Origin of the sequence: Arthrobacter sp. NPDC058130 (assembly GCF_042884475.1) — a bacterium.
GTDB lineage: Bacteria > Actinomycetota > Actinomycetes > Actinomycetales > Micrococcaceae > Arthrobacter.
Genome location: NZ_JBHVTV010000005.1, coordinates 151,077 through 175,640, shown reverse-complemented (window position 1 = coordinate 175,640; position 24,564 = coordinate 151,077). Strand labels below are relative to the sequence as shown.

The window sequence follows — 24,564 nt, the reverse complement described above, 5'->3', positions numbered from 1 at the left end:
GCACCAGAGGGCCAATCGCCAGCAAATGCGGCCCGGGTCCGGGTGGTGATCGTGGACGACCACGCCATCTTCCGCTCCGGGCTCAAGGCGGACCTGGACCCGGACATCGTCGTCGCGGGGGAGGCCGGAACCGTGGAAGAGGCGATCGCCGTCATCGCAACCCAGCGCCCCGACGTCGTGCTCCTTGACGTCCACCTCCCGGGTGGCCGGGGAGGCGGCGGTCGCGAGGTCCTGGCCGGCTCGGCGCCGCTGCTGGGCACCACCCGGTTCCTGGCGCTGAGCGTCTCCGACGCGGCGGAGGATGTGGTGTCCGTGATCCGGGCGGGCGCGCGCGGCTATGTCACCAAGACAATTTCCGGCGCGGAGATCAGCGGCGCAGTCCGCCGCGTGGCCGGCGGCGACGCCGTCTTCTCGCCCCGGCTGGCGGGCTTCGTCCTGGACGCGTTCGGCACGGCCCCGGCGGACATCGCCGACGACGAGCTGGACAAGCTCTCGGCGCGGGAACTCGAAGTCATGCGCCTCATCGCCCGCGGCTACAGCTACAAGGAGGTGGCCAAGGAACTGTTCATCTCGATCAAGACCGTTGAAACCCACGTCTCGGCCGTGCTGCGCAAGCTCCAGCTCTCCAGCCGCCACGAGCTGACCCGCTGGGCCGCCGAGCGCCGCCTCCTTTAACCCATGGATGCGCTATCACTTAGGGTCCTCTTGCCGCGGCAATGAGGCCCATAAGTGATAGCGCATCGGGGGTTTGGGGCGGCTACTTCGCCTTGCCGAGGAAGTCCTGCAGGCGGGCGACGCCTGTGGCCAGGTCCTCGTCGCCGAGGGCGTAGGACAGGCGCAGGTAGCCGGACGGGCCGAACGCTTCGCCGGGAACCACAGCCACCTCGACCTCATCCAGGATCAGCGCCGCGAGTTCGGCAGAGGTGGCCGGCCGCACCGGACCGTTCGCCGACGGGAACTCCTTGCCCAGCAGCGCGCGGACGTCCGCGTACACGTAGAACGCGCCCTTCGGCGTCGGGCAATCAACGCCGTCAATCGCGTTCAGGCCGGCGACGATCGCCTTGCGGCGGCGGTCAAACGCCACCTTCATCTCATCGACGGCGGTCAGCGGCCCGGACACGGCGGCGAGGGCGCCGACCTGCGGGATGTTGGAAACGTTCGACGTCGCGTGGGACTGCAGGTTGGTGGCGGCCTTGATGACGTCCGCCGGTCCGATCATCCAGCCCACCCGCCAGCCGGTCATGGCATAGGTCTTGGCAACACCGTTGAGGATGACCACCTTGTCGCCCAGTTCGGGTGCTGCGGTGGCGATCGAGGTGAAGGGCACGCCGTCGTAGGTCAAGTGCTCATAGATCTCGTCGGTGACCACCCACAGGCCCTTGGACGCCGCCCACTGGCCGATCTCCTTGACCTGCTCCGGAGAATACACGGCGCCCGTGGGGTTGGAGGGGGAGACGAACAGGAGGATCTTGGTGCGCTCCGTGAGCGCGGCTTCCAGCTGCTCCACAGTGACCAGGTAGCCCTGCTCCGGGCCCGCGAAGACCTCCACGGGCACGCCGCCGCCCAGCCGGATGGCCTCGGGATACGTGGTCCAGAACGGGGTGGGAACAATGACCTCGTCGCCCGGATCCAGGAGGGTGGCGAAGGTGTTGTAGACAGCCTGCTTTCCGCCGTTGGTCACCAGCACCTGCGCTGCCGTGGCCTTGTAGCCGGAATCGCGGAAGGTCTTGTCCGCGATGGCCTGCTTCAGCTCCGGCAGGCCGCCGGCGGGGGAGTAGCGGTGGTACTTCGGCTGGCTGGCAGCCTCGATGGCGGCCTGCACAATGTAGCCGGGAGTCGGGAAATCTGGTTCCCCGGCACCGAAGCCAATGACCGGCCGGCCGGCTGCCTTCAGCGCCTTCGCCTTGGCATCGACGGCCAGAGTGGCGGATTCGGCTATGGCGGAAATGCGCCGGGAAATGCGGGCAGAAGACATGGGCGGGTCCGTTCTTCGCTTGCAGCTGGAAGGCTGAATATGGGAATCGACGAAATCTACTCTATGCTGTTCACCGGATCCTCCGGGGTGCCTGAACGCAAATGTGACTGACCCCTGTCAGCCCGTTTTCGCAGGTCCGCAGGGGTCCGGAAGAGGGCCGGTTCGACGTAGGCGCAGTTGTTGCGTAGACTGGTTCTCCGGTGTTGAAAACACGATGATGGCCTGCGCCTCAGGGAAGCCTGGGGAAACACGTCGGCCGGAGCGGATTTTCGCCCCGAAGGGTAGTGGCGCAATTGGTAGCGCAGCGGTCTCCAAAACCGCAGGTTGCAGGTTCGAGTCCTGTCTGCCCTGCGCATGCTGTTCCGGTTTATCCGGAACCAGCGCAGCAACCATGGTTCAGTTCAGAGCCGGGTATCCGATCATTGCGAGGATGAGTGAGGACCAGGTGACCGAAACAGCTGCCAGCAGCTCCAAAGGCCGCCCCGCCAAGAATGCCGTCAAGGCCGGCTTCTTCGCTCGCATCGCGATCTTCATTCGCCAGGTCATTGGCGAACTGAAGAAGGTCGTCGCACCGACCCGTAAAGAACTGATCAACTACACGCTCGTGGTGCTGGTGTTCGTCACCATCATGATGGTGATCGTCACCCTGCTCGACTTGGCCTTTGGGACCGCAGTCAGCTGGGTCTTCGGCGGCAGCGGCCCCACGGACCGCTAAGGGGACCGGTCCGCAGACTGCGTGGATGCCCCGGGAAACCGGAGGTTCCGCGGAGTGTGCGGAATTGAGTCATTTAAATAGGCATGTAAGGCAATGAGGAAGCAGGAGACCAAGTGTCTGAGCAGGAGCTCGAGGTAACTGAGACTGAGCTGGATAAGCGCCAGGACGCCGCGGTGGAAGCCACGGAAGAGTCCGAGGCTGCGTCTGCTGCGCCCGAATCCGACGCCGCCGACGAGGCCGTAGTCGCGGAAGAAGACGCCGAAGCCGGCGACGCTGACGAAACCGACGCTGACGAATCCGACGAAGACACCGACGCGCTGGCCGCCGCGGCCGCCAAGGCCGACGTCGACCCTGCCGAGGAATTCAAGGGCAAGCTGCGCCGCCAGGAGGGTGACTGGTACGTCATCCACTCGTACGCAGGCTACGAGAACCGCGTCAAGGCCAACCTTGAGACCCGCATCCAGACCCTGGACATGGAAGATTACATCTTCGAAATCCAGGTTCCGATGGAGGAAGTCGTTGAGATCAAGAACGCTCAGCGCAAGGTCATCAACCGCGTCCGCATCCCCGGTTACGTCCTGGTCCGCATGGACCTGACGGACGCCTCCTGGGGCGCCGTCCGCCACACCCCCGGCGTCACCGGCTTCGTGGGCAACGCCCACAACCCGGTCCCGCTGCGCCTCGATGAGGTCTTCTCCATGCTCGCCCCGGTCTTCGAAGAAGAGCAGGCCGAGAAGGGCAAGCCCGTCAAGCACGCCGCCGCCCAGGTCGACGTCGACTTCGAGGTTGGCGAGTCGGTCATCGTCAAGGAAGGCCCGTTCGAGACCCTCCCCGCCACGATCTCCGAGATCAAGATCGATTCCCAGACCCTCGTGGTGCTGGTGTCCATCTTCGAACGCGAGACTCCGGTCACCCTGGCGTTCAACCAGGTCAGCAAGATCTAGCTGTTCCCACAGAATTCGCCCCGGGCTGCCGGCTTAGCAGTCACGGAGCGGCCGGCCGCCTTGCCATGGCGGCCACCAACCTGAGGCACGCTCCTGTGTCCCAGGACGTATTTGAGAGAAGGACCTACATTGGCTCCCAAGAAGAAGGTCACCGGCCTCATCAAGCTGCAGATCCAGGCAGGTGCCGCTAACCCGGCCCCGCCGATCGGTCCTGCGCTTGGCCAGCACGGTGTCAACATCATGGAATTCTGCAAGGCGTACAACGCTGCGACGGAAGCCCAGCGCGGCAACGTTATCCCCGTGGAAATCACGGTCTACGAGGACCGTTCATTCACGTTCATCACCAAGACCCCGCCGGCTGCAGAGCTCATCAAGAAGGCTGCAGGCGTCGCCAAGGGTTCGGCTACCCCGCACACCGTCAAGGTTGCCAAGCTGACCCAGGCCCAGGTCAACGAGATCGCCACCACAAAGATGGAAGACCTCAACGCCACGAGCCTCGAAGGCGCAGCGAAGATCATCGCCGGCACCGCCCGCTCCATGGGTATCACGGTCGAAGGCTAGTCGAAGGCGAACTGCCTTCACCGCCGGGCAACCGGCACCACCTAATCAATAAGAGCGGAATTTCGGTATGGAAAAACCAGCCGGAATCCCGACTGTGGCAGGGCCCAGCGCGGTCCGCAGACCACAACTGCACAAGGAGAAATAAGCAGCATGGCAAAGCGCAGCAAAGCATATGAGGCAGCCGCGGCCAAGATCGACGCGGAGAAGTTCTACGCGCCGTTCGAGGCAGTGACGCTCGCCAAGGACACCAACCCGTCCAAGTTCGACGCCACCGTTGAGGTCGCTTTCCGCCTGGGCGTTGACCCGCGTAAGGCCGACCAGATGGTCCGCGGCACCGTCAACCTGCCGCACGGCACCGGTAAGGTCGCCCGCGTCCTCGTCTTCGCAACGGGCGACAAGGCTGAGGCTGCAATCGCAGCCGGCGCCGACTTCGTTGGCTCCGATGACCTGATTGAAAAGATCGCCGCCGGCTGGACCGACTTCGACGCCGCCGTCGCCACCCCTGACCTCATGGGCAAGGTTGGCCGCCTCGGTAAGGTCCTGGGCCCGCGTAACCTGATGCCGAACCCGAAGACCGGCACCGTGACCGCTGACGTGGCCAAGGCCGTCAACGACATCAAGGGTGGCAAGATCGACTTCCGCGTCGACAAGCACTCGAACCTGCACTTCATCATCGGCAAGGTTTCGTTCGACGCCGTCAAGCTGGCCGAGAACTACGCGGCAGCACTGGAAGAGGTCCTTCGCCTCAAGCCGTCCGCTTCCAAGGGCCGCTACATCCAGAAGGCCACCGTCGCCACCACGTTTGGCCCGGGCATCTCGGTTGACCCCAACGTCACCAAGGTCCTGACCGAGGTCTAGTCCTCGCCGGATCCACGGCGCCACCAGCCCCACGGCGTCTCCAGTTCCAAGCGAAAGGCCGTCCCGCACCAGCGGGGCGGCCTTTCGCCGTTTCGGCGTCCGGAAGTCCCCGCCGTCGCGGCATCATCAGGCGTCCCGGGGCCCTTGGAGCCGCCGGCCTTGCCGGTTAGGCTGTCCCGGTGACTACGCCGCCGTACCTCATCGAACCCCTCTCCCTGCCCGCAAGCCTTGATGCCGCCGGCGTTGATGCCGGCGCAGCGGAGTTCCAGGAATTCATGGCCCTCTCCGATGAGCTCGTCCTGCAGATGTGGGGCAACCTGGACCGTGCCACGTCCCCGGCTGCTCGCCTTCAGTTCTGGCGGGACAGCCCTTACACCCGGGTGCGGCTCTTTTTCGTCCGGCTCGACGGGCGCATGGTGGCCAGCTCCTGGGTCCGCTTCGAATTGCAGGAGAACCTCAGCAGCGCGCTCCTGCACGTGAACGTCCTGGATGCCTTTACCGGCCGGGGGATCGGCCGTGCACTGCTGGAGCACGCCGAAGCGCTGGCCGCCGCCGACGGACGGACCATACTGCAGACCTTCACGGAACACCCGGCCGATTTCGACGTCGATGGCCCAAACGTCATCAGGCCGGCTACGGGCACCGGAGCCCTTCCCGCCAGCGCGCCAGGTGTCAGGTTCGCCGGACAGGCCGGCTACCGCCTGGAGCAGGTGGAACGGTTCAGCTCACTCGACCTCCCGAACTCTGCGGACCACAACACTGCGGGCCCGAACTCCGCGGATCTGGACGTTCTGGAACGGGACGCCCTGGCCCACGCGGGGGACTACGAGCTCCTGCACTGGAGGGATTCCTGCCCGGAGGAACACGCCGCCCAGCTCGCGGTGCTGATGTCGCGGATGAGCACGGATGCCCCCAGCGGCGCGCTGAGCTACGAGCCGGAGGCCTGGGACATCGCCCGGGTCCGCCACGCCGAGGACACCTGGCGGCGGGCCGGCCAGTCCTCCCTGGTGGCGGCGGCACGGCACCGGGCCACCGGTGAACTGGCCGCCTACACGGTCCTCCAGACGGAACCGGACAAACCCTGGCTGGCCAGCCAGGACGATACCCTCGTCGCGGCCAGCCACCGGGGCCACCGGCTCGGCATGCTCATCAAGATCCTCAACCTGCGGCAATTGCGGGAACACTACCCCGCCGTTCGGCGCGTCCTGACCTACAACGCCGCCGAAAACGATCACATGCTCAGCATCAACATCGCGCTGGGCTTCAAACCTGCGGGTTACGACGGCGAGTGGCAGCGGGCCGCGGCTGGTCACGGCACCCGGAACTGACTCCCGCGGCGCCGGGAGGCGAATGGAGCATAAACCGCCCGCGTCACCAATGGACCCGCGTCACCAATGGAACAGCGGCCCAAACCGGCATATGCTGGCCGTTGAAGGCCCGGTGTGAGCCGGGCCGGACCGATGGTGGATGGCACAACGGCTGGGATGATGCCCCCTATGGCAAACGAAGTACGGATTGAGCAGCTGTGGATCCCCGATTCCCTTGACGCGCCCGATGCCGCGGACTTTCTGGCCGCCGTCGAGGTGGGGCGAAGGGTCCGGATGCAGACCTGGGGCACCGACGACCTCGCCTACGCGCCGCAGGAGAAGCTCCTCGAGATGGCGGACCCGTACGAACGCCAGGTGATCCTTGTAGCCAAGATCGACGGCGTGATTGTCGGGACGGCGGACATCGCGCTGCCGCTCGTGGACAACCTCGACCTCGCCGAGTTCACACTCGACATCCTGCCGGAATTCCGGCGCCAGGGTGTGGGGCGGCAGCTGCTGGAGGCCGCGGAGCACCTGGCCCGGGATGAGGGCCGCCACACCATCCTGATCGACACCAATCACCCGGGATCCACTCTGAGGGACCCGGAAGCCGAACAGCTCGTGCCCGGCAGCGGCGTCGGATTTGTCCCGCTGGGAAGCCGCGACGTCGAGTTTGCCCGCCACACCGGCTACACCCTGCAGCACATCGAACAGTTCAGTTCCTGCGCCCTGCCGCTGGACAGCAAACTCGTCGCCGAGCTGGAGGCCGAGGCCGAGGAAGCCAATGCCGGCCGCTACCGCCTGCACCACTGGACGGACCGGTGTCCTGACCAGTGGCTCGAGGCCGTCGCCGCCCTGGAGAACCAGGCAGGCGAGGACGAAGTACCCGGACCGGACGCCCAGGAGATGGTGTTCGACGGCGGCATCCTCCGGGAGGCGGAGGAGGTCACCATTGCCCAGGGCCGCCGGACGGTGGTCACCGCCGTCGAGCACATCGCCAGCGGAACGCTCGTGGGCCTGACCACCATCAGCGTCCTGGCCCTGCGCCCGGACGTCGTCTTCCAGGATGACACCGTGGTGCTGCAGGAACACCGCGGCAACAAGCTCGGGCTGCTGATCAAGGTCGCCAACATGGAACGGCTCAGCGAACAGTTCCCGGACGCCCGGGTCCTGTACACATGGAACGCCCCGGAGAACCGCTACCTGCTGAAGGTCAACCTGCAGCTCGGATTCACGACGGCGGGCGTGACGGGTCTCTGGCAGAAAGAACTCCCCGACTTCGGCCCGAGTGTCAGCTGAGGGACGGCGCACTCTTCGGGCCACCGCTATCCGGTCCGTCCTGTCCGGCGGGCTCTCGGCCCGCCCCGATTTGGAACACACGCCCGGCGTCCCGTAAGCTGGGAGGACCAAAGACCGTCGGTTGTTGGAAATCCACTCTCCCAAGCAAGACTCACTTCTGCAGTCGCGCCGGGAGAACGCAGTGGATTTCCGGACGAAGGACCCTGAACATAGGGCGGCCGGCGCAGGTGAACGAAGCAAAGCTCCGTGGTCAAGGACCGCGTCGAGACAAGCCCCGTGCATCTGCGCGGGGCGTTTTTTAGTTTTAGCTCTCTTGAGCGGGGACCCGGACACACCGGCACTATCCCCGGAAGGAGGGTTATGGCAACGCCTAGCAAGGTTTCAGCAGTAGCTGAGATCACTAACGATTTCAAGGAATCGACCGCCGCTGTCCTGACCGAATACCGTGGGCTCACCGTTGCACAGCTCAAGCAGCTGCGTGTTTCTCTCGGCCAGGAAACCAAGTTCTCGGTCGTCAAGAACACCCTGACCGCCATTGCAGCCAAGGAAGCTGGTGTCGAAGCATTCGACGGTCAGCTCGCCGGCCCCACTGCAATCGCGTTCATCAAGGGTGACGCAGTTGCCGCTGCCAAGAGCCTGACGGATTTTGCCAAGGCCAACAAGCAGCTGGTCATCAAGACCGGCTACTTCGAGGGCAAGGCTCTGAACGCCACCGAAGTTGCTGCCCTGGCAGCACTCGAGTCCCGTGAGCTGCAGCTCGCAAAGGTTGCAGGCATCCTCAAGGCTCCTGCTGCCGCTGCTGCACGCATCATTGACGCACTGCGCCTCAAGCTTGAAGAAGAGAACGGTGCCCCGGCAGCAGCCGAAGCACCCGCCGCTGAAGAAGCTCCCGCAGCAGATGCAGCAGCCGAGGCCGCACCGGCCGAAGCCGCAGCCCCCGAAGAGAACTAGTCCTCTTCTCCATAAGACTCCGGTGCGACAGCGAGCCTCAGGGCCGCCGGGCACCACTATAGGAAGGACGCCACACCATGGCGAAGCTCACCAACGAAGAGCTCATTGAAGCTTTCAAGGAACTGACCATCATCGAGCTCTCCGAGTTCGTCAAGCTCTTCGAAGAGACCTTCGAAGTTACCGCTGCTGCTGTTGCCGTTGCCGGCCCCGCCGGTGGCGCTGCCGCTGAGGAAGCCGAAGAGAAGACCGACTTCGACGTCGTCCTCGAAGCTGCTGGCGACAAGAAGATCGCAGTGATCAAGGAAGTTCGCGCCATCACCTCCCTGGGCCTCAAGGAAGCCAAGGACCTGGTTGACAGCGCACCCAAGGCTGTTCTCGAAGGCGCCACCAAGGAAGCTGCCGAGAAGGCAAAGGCTCAGCTCGAAGAAGCTGGCGCCACCGTTACCCTCAAGTAACTCCTGCCGTCCGGGTCCCTCGCGATCCGCACTGCTCGAAGGAAACCCCGTCCACTCAGGTGGGCGGGGTTTCCTGCGTTCGCGGGCCGGAACCACTTTCACGGGCCGGCACGCACATCCCGCGGCGCGCACATCCCGCGGCGCGGGTGAACGGCGCCCAAGGATTCGGGAAAGTTTTTCTGATACCCCTGTCGCACATGATGGCCCGACCCTAAACTTTGGATTTGTGCCCACCGGCCCCAACGTTCAGGAGTTCACCCACAATGACGGACCCCAACACTTCCCCCTCCCGCCGCGCCATGCTCACGGCAGCCCTCGTGGGCGGGGGCGCAGCCGCGGCCGCGCTGGCCGGCACCCCGGCACAGGCCGCCGGCAGCGAACAGCCGGGCGGGGGCCAGGCCGGCAGCAAGAAACAATTCACACTGACGGTCCTCGGCACCACGGACCTGCACAACAATGTCTTCAACTGGGACTACTTCAAGAACGTCGCCTACGCCGATTCCGCCGGAAACAAGATCGGGATTGCCCAGGCCGCCACGCTGATCAACGCCTTGCGGGCCGAGCGCGGCGCGGCCAACACCCTGACCATCGACGCCGGGGACACCATCCAGGGCACGCCCTTGGCCTACTACTTCGCCAAGATCAAACCGATCTCTGCAACCGTGAAACACCCCATGGCGCTGGCCATGAACGCGATCGGCTACGACGCCGTGGGGCTGGGCAACCACGAGTTCAACTACGGCATTGCGCTCCTGCGGACCTGGGAGAAACAACTGGACTTCCCGCTCCTGGGCGCCAACGTCCACGATGCCGTCTCGGGCCGCCGCGCCTTCACCCCCTACGTCCTGAAGCGGGTCAAGACGCACAGCGGCTGGCTGACGGTGGGCCTGGTCGGCTTCGTGACGCCGGGCTGTGCACTCTGGGACCGCGACAACGTCCAAGGCAAGCTCGACTTCAACGGCATCGTCGAGGAGGCCAGGACCGTCATCCCCCAGGTCAGGGCCGCCGGAGCCGACGTCGTGATCGTCACGAGCCATTCCGGCGCGACGCCCGGATCCTCCTACGGCGACGCGCTGCCCTTCCCCGAGAACGCGTCCACGCAGCTCGCCGAGGAAGTCCCCGGCATCGACGCCATCCTGGTCGGGCACGCCCACCTGGAGATTCCGGAGCGCTTCGTCACCAACAAGGCCACCGGCACGCAGGTGCTCCTGACCGAACCGCTCAAGTGGGGCATGCGGGTGTCCGTCATGGACTTCAGACTCGCCAAGGTAAAGGGGCAGTGGACCGTCACCTCGGCGCGTTCGCTCCTTTTGGACGCCAAAACCGTCGACCCCGATCCCGCCGTCGTCCGGGCCGTTCAGGCCGGGCACGAGGCCACCGTGAAGTACGTCAACGAGGTCATCGGGACCTCCAGCGCCCCGCTCAGCACAGCCACCGCCTGCTGGGAGGATTCCGCCGCGATCGACGCCATCAATTACGTCCAGGCCAGCACCATCAAGGCCGAGCTGGCCAACGGTCCCGCGGCGGGGCTGCCCGTCCTGTCCATAGCGGCGGCCTTCTCCCGGGCTGTCGACGTCAAGGCCGGACCGCTGACCATCCGCGATGTGGCTGGGCTGTACATCTTCGACAACACGCTGCTGTCCATCAAGGTCACCGGAGCGCAGGTCAAGGCCTACCTCGAGTGGTCCGCGCAGTACTTCAAGCCGGTGACCGCCACGACGGCCAGAGCCCAGGACGTGACGAACGCTGTCACCGCCGCTGCCCCGAACGGCACGCCGGACTACAACTACGACGTCGTCTACGGACTCGACGCGCCGCTGAACTACGAGATCGACCTCGCCCGGCCGGCGGGGGACCGGATCGCCAACCTCAGCTACGGCGGCCAGTCGCTGCGGCCCGAGCAGGAATTCGCCCTGGCCATCAACAACTACCGGCAGAGCGGAGGCGGCAACTTCCCGGCCGTGAAGAGCGCCCCGGTGCTCTCGAACAGCCAGCAGGAGATCCGGCAGCGCATCATCGACTATGTCGTGGATCGCGGCACCCTGGACGTCGCCACGTTCAGCCAGGCCAACTGGCGGCTCACCGTCAACGGGGCGCCACTGACGGTCACGGCTTAACCCCCTCGAACCTTTTAACCCGGGCGGGCTAGTTGGGTTCGGTGATGTCCGCGACGACGGCGCCCAGGACAGCCGTCAGGGCGTCCGCGTCCACGAAGGCGCTGTAGCCGTGCTCCCCGGCGCCCATGGAGATCCGCCGGCCGGTGATGGTCCGGTCGGCGTAAACCGGCCAGGGGCGGATGCTGCCCAGCGGCGTAATCGTGCCGCGCTCGTACCCGGTGGCTTCGAACGCGGTCTCCGCCGCCGGGAGGGAGAGTTTGTTGACGCCCAGCAACGCCCGCAGCTTCGGCCAGGAGATCTGCCGGTCGCCCGGGACCAGGGCGAACAGGAAGCTCCCGTCCTTGTGCTTGACAACGAGCGACTTCACGATGTCCGCGGGCCGGATTCCCAGGATCCCGGCCGCCTCCTCAAGGCTGCGTGCGGCGAGGCGTTCCACGATCTCGACGTCCAGGCCCCGGGCGGCGGCGTCGGCCAGGAACCGCTCGCGGCCACCGCTTGTTGTCCTCTGTTCCGCCATCCGGGTCAAACCTTTCCTGCTCCTGGTCGTTGCTGGTTCATTCGGGTCGGCGGGTGCCGGTTCAGTCGCGGTACAGCAGCAGCGCCTCGCCCTGGCCGCCGCCGCCGCACAGGGACACGGCCGCCTTGCCGGTGCCGCGGCGTTTGAGTTCGTGGGCCGCGTGCAGCGCCAGCCGGGCGCCGGAGGCCCCGATCGGGTGGCCCAGAGCGATGGCCCCGCCGTGGATGTTGCACTGCTCCAGCGGATAGTCGAGGTCCTTCAGGGATTGCACCGCCACGGAGCCGAATGCCTCGTTGATTTCGATGAAGTCGAGGTCCGCGACGGACCAGCCGGCCCTGGCAAGGGCGTCCTTGATGGCGTTGGACGGCTGGGAATGCAGCGAGTTGTCCGGCCCTGCGACCTGGCCCGGCTTGCCGACCACGGCGAGGTAGTCGAGGCCGTTGTCCTCGGCGAACTTCCGGGTGGTCAGCACCAGGGCGGCGGCGCCGTCGGAGAGGGGAGAGGAGTTACCGGCGGTGATGGTTCCGTCGGTGACGAACGCCGCGCGCAGCCCGGCCAGTGATTCGACGGTGGTGTCGGGCCGGACGCCCTCGTCGGAGGTGACGGCGATCGGATCGCCCTTGCGCTGCTTGACGCTCATCGCCGCGATCTCGCCGTCGAAGACGCCGTCCTTGGCCGCCCGGGCCGCGCGCTGGTGCGACTGGGCGGCCACCCGGTCCTGGGAGGTCCGGTCGATGCCGAGGGTCAGGTTCTTGCTCTCGGTCGACAACCCCATGGACTGGCCATCGAAGGCATCGGTCAGGCCGTCGTGCGCGGCCACGTCGAGGGCCTGGACCGTGCCGTACGCCCAGCCCTGCCGGGACCCGGGCAGCACGTGCGGTGCGCGGGTCATGGATTCCTGGCCGCCGGCGACCACCACGGTGGCGTCGCCGCTGCGGATCATCCGGGCGGCGTCGATCACCGCGGTAAGGCCCGAGAGGCAGACCTTGTTGATGGTCACTGTGGGAACGTTCCAACCGATGCCGGCGCCGATCGCGCTCTGGCGTGCCGGGTTCTGGCCCGCACCAGCCTGCAGGACCTGGCCCATGATCACGCCGTCCACCTGGTCGGCTTTGACGCCGCTGGCGGCCAGGGCCGCCCGGATGGCGTGGCTGCCGAGTTCGACGGCGGTGAAGCTGGCCAGTTGCCCGTTCAGGCGCCCCTGCGGGGTGCGGGCGGCGGCGAGGATGACAACATCGTTGTTGCCTGCAGGATTGCTCATGGTCTTTTCTTCCGATCTACTTTCGACTTATGTCTACGTTATCGTGAGCCTCGTCACCTATCCATTCGGCCCGGCACCGGTCCGCCCCGCCGCCGATTGGCGAGACTCCGGAAGCGCTCCAATCGAACCCGGCGGGAACTCAAAGGGGACCCTGGCCGATCTCAGGCAGGCCACCGCCAGAATTTTGTGCTTGCAATCCCGGCGGAAGTGGGGTAGACAAGTAGGTTGCTTTGCCGTATCGTAGATATTTGCGTCTTCCCTGTTTACCTTCAGCCTTCATATAGCGGTGGGCTTAGCCTGACAGCTGTTCTATCAATGTGCCGTCAATAACGTGCACCAGCATGGACAGTGCGGGTCCCGGGTCATATAGCGGAACCGGACTGGTAGCGCTGCGGAGTCATTCTGCAGAGTGCATAACGGGGGAGATCTGACAACGCCTGAAGGTCTGTGGAAGGATCCCTCTTGGTCGCCTCGAGCACCTCTAATGTAAACAACGCTACCGCTATCAATGCCGACAGCACCGACGGTGCAACCCGCCGGCTCTCATTCGCAAAGATTCACGAACCCCTTGATGTTCCGAATCTGCTCGCCCTGCAAACCGACAGCTTTGACTGGCTGGTCGGAAACGAACGCTGGCAGGCGCGCGTTGCGAAGGCCGTCGAAGAAGGCGACCTCAGCGTCGCCACCTCCTCGGGTCTGTCCGACATCTTCGAAGAGATCTCCCCGATCGAGGACTTCCAGGGCACCATGTCCCTGAGTTTCTCCGAGCCGGAGTTCGCTGACCCCAAGTACACCATGGCTGAGTGCAAGGACCGGGACGCAACGTACTCGGCTCCGCTGTACGTCAAGGCCGAATTCATGAACAACAACACGGGCGAAATCAAGCAGCAGACCGTGTTCATGGGTGACTTCCCGCTGATGACCGAGAAGGGCACCTTCGTCGTCAACGGCACCGAGCGTGTCGTCGTCTCCCAGCTGGTCCGGTCCCCGGGCGCCTACTTTGAGCGCACCGCCGACAAGACCAGTGACAAGGACATCTTCACCGCGAAGATCATCCCGTCCCGTGGCGCCTGGTTCGAACTCGAAATCGACAAGCGCGACCAGGTCGGCGTCCGTCTTGACCGCAAGCGCAAGCAGTCCGTCACCGTGCTGCTGAAGGCCCTCGGCTGGACCGAAGGCCAGATCCTCGAGGAATTCGGCCAGTACGACTCCATGCGCGCGACGCTGGAGAAGGACGCCACCGAGACCCGCGAAGACGCGTTGCTGGACATCTACCGGAAGCTGCGACCGGGCGAGCCGCCCACGGTTGAGGCTGCCCAGTCCCTGCTGGACAACCTGTACTTCAACTCCAAGCGCTACGATCTGGCCAAAGTCGGCCGTTACAAGATCAACCGCAAGCTTGGCATCGACCGCTCCCTTGGCGACAAGGAAGCCTCGGTCCTGCACGTTGAAGACATCGTGGCCATGATCAAGTTCCTCGTCGCGCTGCACGCCGGCGAGAAGACCCTCATGGGCAAGCGCGACGGCCAGGACCACGAGCTCCGCGTCGAAATCGATGACATCGACCACTTCGGCAACCGCCGCATCCGCGCCGTCGGCGAGCTCATCGAGAACCAGGTCCGCACCGGCCTGTCCCGCATGGAGCGCGTTGTCCGCGAACGCATGACGACCCAGGACGTCGAGGCCATCACGCCGCAGACCCTGATCAACATCCGTCCCGTCGTGGCAGCCATCAAGGAGTTCTTCGGAACCTCCCAGCTGTCCCAGTTCATGGACCAGAACAACCCGCTCTCGGGTCTGACCCACAAGCGCCGCCTGTCCGCGCTTGGCCCGGGTGGTCTGTCCCGTGACCGTGCCGGCATGGAAGTCCGTGACGTGCACCCGTCCCACTACGGACGTATGTGCCCCATCGAAACTCCTGAAGGCCCGAACATTGGTCTGATCGGTTCGCTGGCATCCTACGGACGCATCAACCCGTTCGGTTTCATCGAGACCCCGTACCGCCTTGTCTCCGGTGGTGTCGTCTCCGATGAGGTCAAGTACCTCACGGCCGACGACGAAGCCGAGGTCCTTATCGCACAGGCCAACGCTCCCCTGGACGAGAACAAGCGTTTCGCGGAAGAGACCGTCCTGGTCCGTGCCCGCGGTGGTGGAGGCGAGCCCGTGCTGGTTCCCGCCGCCGACGTCGAGTTCATGGACGTTTCCCCGCGCCAGATGGTGTCCGTGGCTACGGCCCTGATCCCGTTCCTCGAGCATGACGATGCCAACCGTGCACTCATGGGTGCCAACATGCAGCGCCAGGCCGTGCCGCTGGTCCGTTCCGAGGCGCCGTTCGTCGGTACCGGCATGGAACGCGCTGCTGCTGTCGACGCCGGTGACGTCACCATCGCCAAGAAGGCCGGTGTGGTCACCGAGGTCTCCGCTGAACTCGTCATCATGCTCAACGACGACGGTACGGAAACCAACTACCGCATCAACAAGTTCGCCCGCTCCAACCAGGGCAACTGCTACAACAACCGTGTCCTGGTGAACGAAGGCCAGCGCCTGGAAGTTGGCGGCATCATCGCCGACGGCCCGGCAACGGACCAGGGCGAGCTCGCTCTCGGTAAGAACCTGCTCGTGGCATTCATGTCATGGGAAGGCCACAACTTCGAGGATGCCATCATCCTGTCCCAGCGCATTGTGGCCGAGGACGTCCTGTCCTCGATCCACATCGAGGAGCACGAGATCGATGCCCGCGACACCAAGCTTGGTGCCGAGGAAATCACCCGTGACATCCCCAACGTGTCTGAGGAAGTCCTGGCTGGCCTGGACGAGCGCGGCATCATCCACATCGGTGCCGAGGTTGAGGCCGGCGACATCCTGGTCGGTAAGGTCACCCCCAAGGGCGAGACCGAGCTGACCCCGGAAGAGCGCCTGCTGCGCGCCATCTTCGGCGAGAAGTCCCGCGAAGTGCGTGACACCTCCCTGAAGGTTCCGCACGGCGAGTCCGGCACCGTGATCGGTGTCCGCGTCTTCGACCGCGACAACGACGACGAGCTGCCCCCGGGCGTGAACCAGCTGGTGCGCGTCTACGTGGCTGCCAAGCGCAAGATCACCGACGGCGACAAGCTTGCCGGCCGCCACGGCAACAAGGGCGTTATCTCGAAGATCCTGCCCGTCGAGGACATGCCGTTCCTCGCCGACGGTACCCCCGTTGATATCGTCCTGAACCCGCTGGGTGTTCCGGGCCGTATGAACGTCGGCCAGGTGCTGGAAACGCACCTCGGCTGGGTTGCCAAGACCGGCTGGAAGATCGAAGGCGAGCCCGAATGGGTCAAGCAGCTGCCGAACCTGCCCCGCGAGAGTGGCCAGACCACTGTTGCGACGCCGGTCTTCGACGGTGCGCGTGAAGAAGAAATCACGGGCCTGCTCGATTCCACCAACGTCACCCGCGACGGCGACCGCCTGATCAACTCCTCCGGCAAGACCCGTCTGTTCGACGGCCGCTCCGGCGAGCCGTTCCCGGATCCGATCTCGGTCGGCTACATGTACATCCTGAAGCTCCACCACCTGGTGGACGACAAGATCCACGCCCGCTCCACCGGCCCGTACTCCATGATCACGCAGCAGCCGCTGGGTGGTAAGGCACAGTTCGGTGGCCAGCGCTTCGGTGAAATGGAAGTGTGGGCGCTCGAAGCTTACGGCGCCGCGTACACGCTCCAGGAACTGCTCACGATCAAGTCGGATGATATCCACGGTCGTGTGAAGGTTTACGAAGCCATCGTCAAGGGCGAGAACATCCCCGAGCCGGGCGTTCCTGAGTCCTTCAAGGTCTTGATCAAGGAAATGCAGTCGCTGTGCCTGAACGTGGAAGTGCTTTCCACGGACGGAACCACAATTGAAATGCGTGACTCTGATGACGCAGTCTTCACGGCTGCGGAAGAACTGGGCATCGATCTGTCTCGTGCAGAGCCCAGTTCCGTAGAAGAGGTCTAGCAGAGCGCCCGACGGCGGGTGGTTACCCGCCGTCGGGCCCCTCGGCCCCTTCCCGTAACCCAAGACTTCAGAATTTAGAGAACAAGAGAGAACAGGGACCATATGTCCAGCGAATCCTCCTTCGGCCTCATGCAGATCGGCCTCGCCACCGCGGAAGACATCCGTGGCTGGTCGTACGGCGAGGTTAAGAAGCCGGAAACCATCAACTACCGCACGCTCAAGCCCGAGAAGGACGGCCTCTTCTGCGAGAAGATCTTCGGACCGTCCCGCGACTGGGAATGCTACTGCGGTAAGTACAAGCGCGTGCGCTTCAAGGGCATCATCTGTGAGCGGTGTGGCGTTGAGGTCACCCGCGCAAAGGTCCGCCGTGAGCGCATGGGCCACATCGAGCTGGCCGCCCCGGTCACGCACATCTGGTACTTCAAGGGTGTTCCGTCCCGCCTGGGCTACCTCCTTGACCTGGCACCGAAGGACCTCGAAAAGGTCATCTACTTCGCCGCCTACATGATCACGAGCGTCGACGCCGACAGCCGCCACGAGGAACTGCCCAACCTGCAGGTTGAGCACGACATCGAGAAGAAGCAGCTGATCGACAACCGCGACTCGGACATCGCCACGATCGCCCGCGACCTCGAGAACGAGCTTGCCCGTCTCGAGGGCGAAGGCGCCAAGGCTGCCGACAAGAAGAAGGCCCGCGACTCCGCCGACCGCCAGATGGCGAACGTCCGCAAGCGCGCCGACGCCGAAATCGAGCGCCTCGAGCAGGTCTGGGACCGCTTCAAGAACCTCAAGGTCGCTGACCTTGAAGGTGACGAAGGCCTGTACCGCGAACTGCGCGACCGCTACGGCATGTACTTCGAAGGCTCCATGGGTGCCGAGGCCATCAAGAAGCGTCTTGAGAACTTCGACATGCAGGCCGAGTCCGACATGCTGCGCGACGTCATCGCCAACGGCAAGGGCCAGCGCAAGACCCGCGCCCTGAAGCGGCTCAAGGTGGTCAACGCGTTCCTGACCACCAACAACAGCCCGCTGGGCATGGTTCTGGACGCCGTCCCGGTGATCCCGCCGGAACTGCGCCCCATGGTCCAGCTGGACGGTGGCCGCTTCGCGACCTCCGACCTCAACGACCTCTACCGCCGCGTGATCAACCGCAACAACCGCCTCAAGCGCCTGCTTGACCTCGGTGCTCCGGAGATCATCGTCAATAACGAGAAGCGCATGCTTCAGGAAGCTGTTGACAGCCTCTTCGACAACGGCCGCCGCGGCCGTCCGGTCACCGGGCCGGGCAACCGCCCGCTGAAGTCCCTGAGCGACATGCTCAAGGGCAAGCAGGGTCGTTTCCGCCAGAACCTCCTCGGCAAGCGCGTCGACTACTCCGGCCGTTCGGTCATCGTCGTCGGCCCGCAGCTGAAGCTGCACCAGTGTGGTCTGCCGAAGCAGATGGCCCTGGAGCTCTTCAAGCCGTTCGTGATGAAGCGCCTGGTTGACCTCAACCACGCACAGAACATCAAGTCGGCCAAGCGCATGGTGGAACGTTACCGTCCGCAGGTCTGGGACGTCCTGGAAGAGATCATCACCGAGCACCCTGTGCTGCTGAACCGTGCACCTACCCTGCACCGCCTCGGCATCCAGGCGTTCGAGCCGCAGCTCGTTGAAGGCAAGGCAATCCAGCTGCACCCGCTGGTTTGTGGCGCCTTCAACGCCGACTTCGACGGCGACCAGATGGCAGTGCACCTGCCGCTGAGCCCCGAAGCCCAGGCCGAGGCCCGCATCCTGATGCTGTCCTCGAACAACATCCTGAAGCCGTCCGACGGCCGCCCGGTGACCCTGCCTTCGCAGGATATGATCATCGGTCTCTACCACCTGACCACCAAGCGTGTCGGTTCAGCTGGCGAAGGCCGGATCTTCTCCTCCGTTGCGGAAGCCATCATGGCCTACGACCTTCACGAGCTGCACCTGAACTCCAAGGTCAAGATCCGTCTCGAGGGCTTCGTGCCCTACGCCGGCTGGGAAGCCCCGGAGGGCTGGGAACAGGGTCAGACCGCACTGGTCGAGACCTCCCTCGGCCAGGTCATCTTCAACCAGACGCTGCCTGCGGACTACCCGTGGGTGGAGGATGTTGCCGACAAGGGCGAGCTGTCCCGGATCGTCAACGACCTCGCGGAGCGCTACCCGAAGGTGATCACGGCAGCAACGCTGGACAACCTGAAGGATGCCGGTTTCTACTGGGCCACCCGCTCAGGCGTCACGGTTGCCATCTCCGACATCGAGGTGCCCTCGGACAAGCCGCGGATCCTCGCCGGTTACGAGACCATGGCCGCCAAGATCCAGGGCCAGTACGACAAGGGCCTGATCGACGACGACGAGCGTCGCCAGGAACTGATCGAGATCTGGAACAAGGCAACCAACGAGATCGCCCAGGCGATGCGTGACAGCCTGTCCCCGATGAACACCATCAACCGCATGGTTTCCTCCGGCGCTCGTGGTAACTGGATGCAGGTCCGTCAGATCGCGGGTATCCGTGGCCTGGTGGCCAACCCGAAGGGTGAAATCATCCCGCGTCCGATCAAGTCCTCCTACCGTGAGGGCCTGTCGGTGCTGGAATACTTCATCGCCACGCACGGTGCCCGTAAGGGTCTGGCTGACACCGCCCTGCGTACCGCCAACTCGGGTTACCTGACCCGTCGTCTGGTGGACGTCTCGCAGGACGTCATTGTCCGCGAAGAGGACTGCGGTACCGAGCGCGGCCTGATGACCGCCATCGCCGTGGCCGACTCCAACGGGGTGCTCGTCCTGGACGAGAACGTCGAGAACAGCGCCTACGCCCGCACCCTGGCCGTGGACGTCGTCGACTCCTCGGGCAAGGTCCTGGCAGCGGCCGGCACTGACTGCGGCGACGTCGTCATTGCCGAGCTGTTCGCGGCCGGCATCACCGAGGTCAAGGTCCGCTCCGTACTCACCTGTGAGTCCAGCGTCGGCACCTGCGCCCTGTGCTACGGCCGTTCGCTGGCCACGGGCAAGACCGTCGACATCGGTGAGGCCGTGGGCATTATCGCCGCACAGTCCATCGGTGAGCCGGGCACCCAGCTGACCATGCGTACGTTCCACACCGGTGGTGCTGTTTCCGCCAGCGGCGGCGACGACATCACCCAGGGTCTGCCCCGTATCCAGGAGCTCTTCGAAGCCCGTACTCCGAAGGGTGTCGCACCGATTGCTGAAGCAGCCGGCCGCATCACCATCGAAGAGTCCGAGCGCCAGATGCGCCTGGTCATCACCCCGGATGACGGATCTGAAGAGATCGCCTACCCGGTGCTGCGCCGTTCACGTCTCCTCATCGAAGACGGCGATCACGTCAGCGTTGGCCAGAAGCTCATCAACGGCCCGGTCGACCCCAAGCAGGTGCTGCGCATCATGGGCCCCCGTGCCGCTCAGAAGTTCCTGGTGGACGAAGTCCAGGGCGTGTACCGCAGTCAGGGCATCGGTATCCACGACAAGCACGTCGAGGTTATCGTCCGCCAGATGCTGCGCCGCGTCACGGTCATCGAGTCCGGCGAATCGGACCTGCTGCCCGGCGAGCTCGCCGAACGCAGCCGCTTCGAAGAGGCCAACCGCCGCGTTGTGTCCGAGGGCAAGACGCCGGCTTCCGGCCGTCCCGAGCTCATGGGCATTACCAAGGCGTCCCTGGCGACCGAGTCCTGGCTGTCCGCAGCTTCCTTCCAGGAGACCACCCGCGTCCTGACGCAGGCGGCCATGGAAGGCAAGAGCGATCCGCTGCTCGGCCTCAAGGAAAACGTCATCATCGGTAAGCTCATCCCGGCCGGCACGGGTCTCCCGCGCTACACCGAGGTCACGGTGGAACCGACTGAAGAAGCAAAGGCCAACCTGTTCACCGGCCCGAGCGCATTCAGCGACTTCTCCTACGACACGCTGGGCGACGGAGCTCCCGAGTTCCACGCCATCCCGCTGGATGACTACGACCTCGGCAGCGACTTCCGCTAACGGGCAGGGCGGGCCCTTTCGTGTCGCGTTCCGCGCCACGTAGGGACCCGGTCGCCCTGCCCTTGGCAGTCATAGCCCAGGGATGGTCCCGCACCGCAAGGTGGGGGACCATCCCCGTTTAACCCATCCATTGCTCCGTAGGTGCCCTTTTGAGGCCCCATAAGGGCCGTACCGGAGCAATCGATGGGGGAGCCGCATTTTCGGTGCTAAACCGCGCCGATTAAGGGCTAGGAGCCGTCCGTGTTAGACTTGAGACTAATTGTTATTGTGGCAGTGGATGAGTGCGCCGGTTTTAGTTAGACAGCATGCAGCTGAAAAGCTTGACCAGGACGACGTTTCCGGTTTGCAGGGTTCTTGTGCAACGTATGCCACATTTTCGCATGCCTAGGGGCAGTTCAGGTCGAAAGTCCTTGAACCCCGGCGTGCGGTCCGACTATTAAGGCTTCGCCTCAGCTGCTCTGGAGAGAACTTCAAAGCTCGGGCGGCGAGGCGCAGCGACAAGAGAGCGGCCGCCAACGGCCGCTCCGGATAAAACGGAGAACACGAGAGTGCCTACGATTAACCAGCTGGTCCGCAAGGGCCGCACGCCTAAGGTCAAAAAGACCAAGGCCCCCGCGCTTAACGGCAGCCCGATGCGCCGCGGTGTTTGCACCCGCGTTTACACGACGACCCCGAAGAAGCCGAACTCGGCTCTGCGTAAGGTTGCTCGTGTGCGCCTCAACGGTGGCATTGAAGTCACCGCTTACATCCCCGGTGTAGGCCACAACCTGCAGGAGCACTCCATTGTGCTCGTTCGCGGCGGCCGCGTGAAGGACCTTCCGGGTGTCCGCTACAAGATCGTCCGTGGCGCCCTCGATACCCAGGGTGTCAAGAACCGTAAGCAGGCTCGCAGCCGCTACGGCGCAAAGATGGAGAAGAAGTAATATGCCTCGCAAGGGTCCGGCCCCCAAGCGGCCGCTAGTTCTAGATCCCGTTTACGGCTCCCCGCTGGTCACCCAGCTCATCAACAAGGTGCTGGTTGACGGCAAGAAGTCCACCGCAGAGCGCATCGTTTACGGTGCACTCGAGGGTGCTCGCGCCAAGTCCGGCGGCGACCCCGTTGCAGCCCTCAAGAAGGCCATGGAGAACGTCAAGCCTTCCCTTGAGGTCCGCTCCCGCCGCGTTGGTGGCGCCACCTACCAGGTTCCGGTTGAGGTCAAGCCGGGCCGCTCCACGGCCCTCGCCCTCCGCTGGCTGGTTGGCTACTCCAAGGCCCGCCGCGAAAAGACCATGACCGAGCGCCTCCAGAACGAAATCCTGGATGCCTCGAACGGTCTCGGTGCCGCTGTGAAGCGTCGCGAAGACACCCACAAGATGGCCGAGTCCAACAAGGCCTTCGCACACTACCGCTGGTAATACTTCCCGGACGCCGCCGGCTCGAGAGAGCCGGCGGCGAACGTGCAGTCCATCCGAAAGGGAGACACCGTGGCACAGGACGTGCTTACCGACCTTAGCAAGGTCCGCAACATCGGCATCATGGCCCACATCGATGCCGGCAAGACCACTACTACCGAGCGCATCCTGTTCTACACGGGTGTGAACCACAAGATCGGCGAAACGCACGACGGCGCTTCGACGACTGACTGGATGGAACAGGAAAAGGAACGCGGCATCACCATCACGTCTGCCGCCGTGACCTGCTTCTGGGAAAACAACCAGATCAACATCATCGACACCCCCGGCCACGTTGACTTCACGGTCGAGGTTGAGCGCTCCCTGCGCGTCCTCGACGGCGCTGTCGCCGTGTTCGACGGCAAGGAAGGCGTGGAGCCGCAGTCCGAGACTGTTTGGCGCCAGGCCGACAAGTACAACGTTCCGCGTATCTGCTTCGTCAACAAGATGGACAAGCTCGGCGCTGACTTCTACTTCACCGTCGACACCATCATCAGCCGCCTCGGTGCCAAGCCGCTCGTCATGCAGCTGCCGATCGGCGCCGAGAACGACTTCATCGGCGTCGTCGACCTCCTGTACATGCGTTCGCTGGTCTGGCCCGGCGACGCCAAGGGTGACGTCACCATGGGTGCCAAGTACGAGATCCGCGAGATCCCGGCTGACCTCCAGGCGAAGGCCGAAGAGTACCGCGCAACTCTCGTTGAGACTGTTGCCGAGGCCTCTGAGGAACTCATGGAGAAGTACCTCGAGGGCGAAGAGATCAGCATCGATGAGCTCAAGGCCGGCATCCGCAAGATGACGATCAACTCTGAGCTGTACCCGGTTTTCTGTGGTTCGGCGTTCAAGAACCGCGGCGTGCAGCCGATGCTCGACGCCGTCGTGGACTACCTGCCGAACCCGCTTGACGTCCCGCCGATGATCGGTCACGATCCCCGCGACGAAGAGAAGGAACTTACCCGTAAGCCTTCCTCTGAAGAGCCCTTCTCGGCACTGGCCTTCAAGATCGCCGCGCACCCGTTCTTCGGTCAGCTCACCTTCATCCGCGTGTACTCCGGTCACGTGGAAGCAGGCTCGCAGGTGGTTAACTCCACCAAGGGCAAGAAGGAGCGCATCGGCAAGCTGTTCCAGATGCACGCCAACAAGGAAATGCCCGTCGAGGGCGCTACCGCCGGCCACATCTACGCAGCGATCGGCCTGAAGGACACCACCACGGGCGACACCCTGTGCGATCCGTCCAACCAGATCGTCCTCGAGTCCATGAGCTTCCCGGAGCCCGTGATCTCGGTTGCGATCGAGCCGAACACGAAGGGTGACCAGGAGAAGCTCTCCACGGCCATCCAGAAGCTCTCCGCTGAGGACCCGACCTTCCAGGTCTCCCTCAACGAGGACACCGGCCAGACCATCATCGCCGGCATGGGCGAGCTCCACCTGGACATCCTGGTGGACCGCATGCGCCGCGAATTCAAGGTTGAGGCGAACGTTGGCAAGCCGCAGGTTGCTTACCGCGAGACCATCAAGCGTGCTGTAGAGCGTCACGACTACACGCACAAGAAGCAGACCGGTGGTTCCGGCCAGTTCGCAAAGATCCAGATCGCGATCGAGCCGCTGGACACTGCGGAAGGCGAGCTGTACGAGTTCGAGAACAAGGTCACTGGTGGCCGCGTTCCGCGCGAGTACATCCCGTCCGTCGACGCCGGCATCCAGGATGCGCTCAACGACGGCGTCCTGGCCGGTTACCCGGTTGTCGGCATCAAGGCGACGCTGATCGACGGCGCTTACCACGATGTTGACTCCTCGGAAATGGCGTTCAAGATCGCCGGCCGTATGGCTTTCAAGGAAGCCGCACGCAAGGCGAACCCTGTTCTGCTCGAACCGCTGATGGATGTCGAGGTCCGCACCCCTGAGGAATACATGGGTGAAGTTATCGGTGACCTCAACTCCCGCCGTGGCCAGATGCAGTCCATGGAGGATGCCCAGGGCGTCAAGGTCATCCGCGCGCACGTCCCGCTGTCCGGCATGTTCGGCTACATCGGTGACCTGCGGTCGAAGACCCAGGGCCGCGCTGTGTACTCCATGACGTTCAACAGCTACGCCGAGGTCCCGAAGGCAGTTGCCGACGAGATCATCCAGAAGAACCGCGGCGAGTAGTCCCTAGGACGCATCGCAGCAGCAAGAAACTCGGATGCGCCTCCGCCC

At 64.4% G+C, this 24,564-nt stretch carries 18 protein-coding genes and 1 tRNA gene; 16 read left to right on the top strand and 3 right to left on the bottom strand.

The genetic code is table 11. The features are described 5' to 3' along the window. Positions 1-42: 42 nt before the first annotated feature. A complete protein-coding gene (locus ACFVTM_RS11660; RefSeq protein WP_390203688.1) occupies positions 43-675 on the top strand; it encodes a LuxR C-terminal-related transcriptional regulator in 633 nt (210 codons plus the stop codon). Between the two features lie 82 nt (positions 676-757). Here the strand turns inward: ACFVTM_RS11660 and ACFVTM_RS11655 are convergent, their stop codons facing one another. Continuing rightward, the gene (locus tag ACFVTM_RS11655; protein WP_390203606.1) at positions 758-1,975 is read right to left on the bottom strand and encodes a pyridoxal phosphate-dependent aminotransferase; all 1,218 of its coding nucleotides are present in this window, start codon (positions 1,973-1,975) and stop codon (positions 758-760) included. A 278-nt stretch (positions 1,976-2,253) separates the two neighbouring features. Between ACFVTM_RS11655 and ACFVTM_RS11650 the strand changes: the two genes are divergently transcribed. From ACFVTM_RS11650 to ACFVTM_RS11605, 10 genes are all read left to right on the top strand, one after another. Then, positions 2,254-2,326, top strand: a tRNA-Trp gene (locus ACFVTM_RS11650). A gap of 79 nt (positions 2,327-2,405) precedes the next feature. Then, a complete protein-coding gene (secE, locus tag ACFVTM_RS11645) occupies positions 2,406-2,690 on the top strand; it encodes a preprotein translocase subunit SecE (RefSeq protein ID WP_390203605.1) in 285 nt (94 codons plus the stop codon). Positions 2,691-2,803: 113 nt separating this feature from the next. Beyond that, positions 2,804-3,634, top strand: a complete 831-nt coding sequence (gene nusG / locus ACFVTM_RS11640) for a transcription termination/antitermination protein NusG (RefSeq protein WP_390203604.1) — start codon at positions 2,804-2,806, stop codon at positions 3,632-3,634. Positions 3,635-3,763: 129 nt separating this feature from the next. Beyond that, complete coding sequence (rplK, locus tag ACFVTM_RS11635) at positions 3,764-4,195, top strand: 50S ribosomal protein L11 (protein WP_018773647.1); 432 nt, start codon at positions 3,764-3,766, stop codon at positions 4,193-4,195. A gap of 150 nt (positions 4,196-4,345) precedes the next feature. Continuing rightward, positions 4,346-5,053 carry a 50S ribosomal protein L1 gene (gene rplA, locus ACFVTM_RS11630; protein ID WP_116765107.1) on the top strand — a complete coding sequence of 236 codons (708 nt, stop codon included), beginning with the start codon at positions 4,346-4,348 and terminating at the stop codon, positions 5,051-5,053. A gap of 179 nt (positions 5,054-5,232) precedes the next feature. After that, the gene (locus tag ACFVTM_RS11625) at positions 5,233-6,381 is read left to right on the top strand and encodes a GNAT family N-acetyltransferase (RefSeq protein WP_390203602.1); all 1,149 of its coding nucleotides are present in this window, start codon (positions 5,233-5,235) and stop codon (positions 6,379-6,381) included. A gap of 168 nt (positions 6,382-6,549) precedes the next feature. After that, positions 6,550-7,659 (top strand): GNAT family N-acetyltransferase, encoded by a 1,110-nt coding sequence (locus ACFVTM_RS11620; protein ID WP_390203600.1) that lies wholly within the window; start codon positions 6,550-6,552, stop codon positions 7,657-7,659. Positions 7,660-8,019: 360 nt separating this feature from the next. Further along, positions 8,020-8,610, top strand: coding sequence for a 50S ribosomal protein L10 (rplJ, locus tag ACFVTM_RS11615; RefSeq protein ID WP_390203599.1), 591 nt, complete (start codon positions 8,020-8,022; stop codon positions 8,608-8,610). 77 nt (positions 8,611-8,687) lie between these two features. Beyond that, on the top strand, positions 8,688-9,065 hold the full coding sequence (rplL, locus tag ACFVTM_RS11610; RefSeq protein WP_390203598.1) for a 50S ribosomal protein L7/L12: 378 nt from the start codon (positions 8,688-8,690) through the stop codon (positions 9,063-9,065). Between the two features lie 263 nt (positions 9,066-9,328). Then, positions 9,329-11,182 carry a bifunctional metallophosphatase/5'-nucleotidase gene (locus ACFVTM_RS11605; RefSeq protein ID WP_390203597.1) on the top strand — a complete coding sequence of 618 codons (1,854 nt, stop codon included), beginning with the start codon at positions 9,329-9,331 and terminating at the stop codon, positions 11,180-11,182. 28 nt (positions 11,183-11,210) lie between these two features. Here the strand turns inward: ACFVTM_RS11605 and ACFVTM_RS11600 are convergent, their stop codons facing one another. Both ACFVTM_RS11600 and ACFVTM_RS11595 read right to left on the bottom strand, forming a co-directional pair. Next, positions 11,211-11,699: an aminoacyl-tRNA deacylase gene (locus tag ACFVTM_RS11600; protein ID WP_390203595.1), complete on the bottom strand. Its 489-nt coding sequence runs from the start codon at positions 11,697-11,699 to the stop codon at positions 11,211-11,213. 61 nt (positions 11,700-11,760) lie between these two features. Further along, positions 11,761-12,960 (bottom strand): acetyl-CoA C-acetyltransferase, encoded by a 1,200-nt coding sequence (locus ACFVTM_RS11595; protein ID WP_390203594.1) that lies wholly within the window; start codon positions 12,958-12,960, stop codon positions 11,761-11,763. A gap of 462 nt (positions 12,961-13,422) precedes the next feature. On the opposite strand from ACFVTM_RS11595, the gene rpoB reads away from it, so the two are divergent. The 5 genes from rpoB (at position 13,423) to fusA (ending at position 24,516) form a co-directional block, all read left to right on the top strand. Next, positions 13,423-16,938: a DNA-directed RNA polymerase subunit beta gene (gene rpoB, locus ACFVTM_RS11590; RefSeq protein WP_390203593.1), complete on the top strand. Its 3,516-nt coding sequence runs from the start codon at positions 13,423-13,425 to the stop codon at positions 16,936-16,938. 102 nt (positions 16,939-17,040) lie between these two features. Then, positions 17,041-20,937: a DNA-directed RNA polymerase subunit beta' gene (locus ACFVTM_RS11585; RefSeq protein WP_390203592.1), complete on the top strand. Its 3,897-nt coding sequence runs from the start codon at positions 17,041-17,043 to the stop codon at positions 20,935-20,937. 548 nt (positions 20,938-21,485) lie between these two features. Then, a complete protein-coding gene (gene rpsL / locus ACFVTM_RS11580; RefSeq protein ID WP_018773658.1) occupies positions 21,486-21,860 on the top strand; it encodes a 30S ribosomal protein S12 in 375 nt (124 codons plus the stop codon). Between the two features lies 1 nt (position 21,861). Continuing rightward, entirely contained in the window at positions 21,862-22,332 is a 471-nt protein-coding gene (rpsG, locus tag ACFVTM_RS11575) for a 30S ribosomal protein S7 (RefSeq protein ID WP_011692813.1), read from the top strand. Between the two features lie 69 nt (positions 22,333-22,401). Further along, positions 22,402-24,516: an elongation factor G gene (fusA, locus tag ACFVTM_RS11570; protein ID WP_390203591.1), complete on the top strand. Its 2,115-nt coding sequence runs from the start codon at positions 22,402-22,404 to the stop codon at positions 24,514-24,516. Positions 24,517-24,564: the final 48 nt, after the last annotated feature.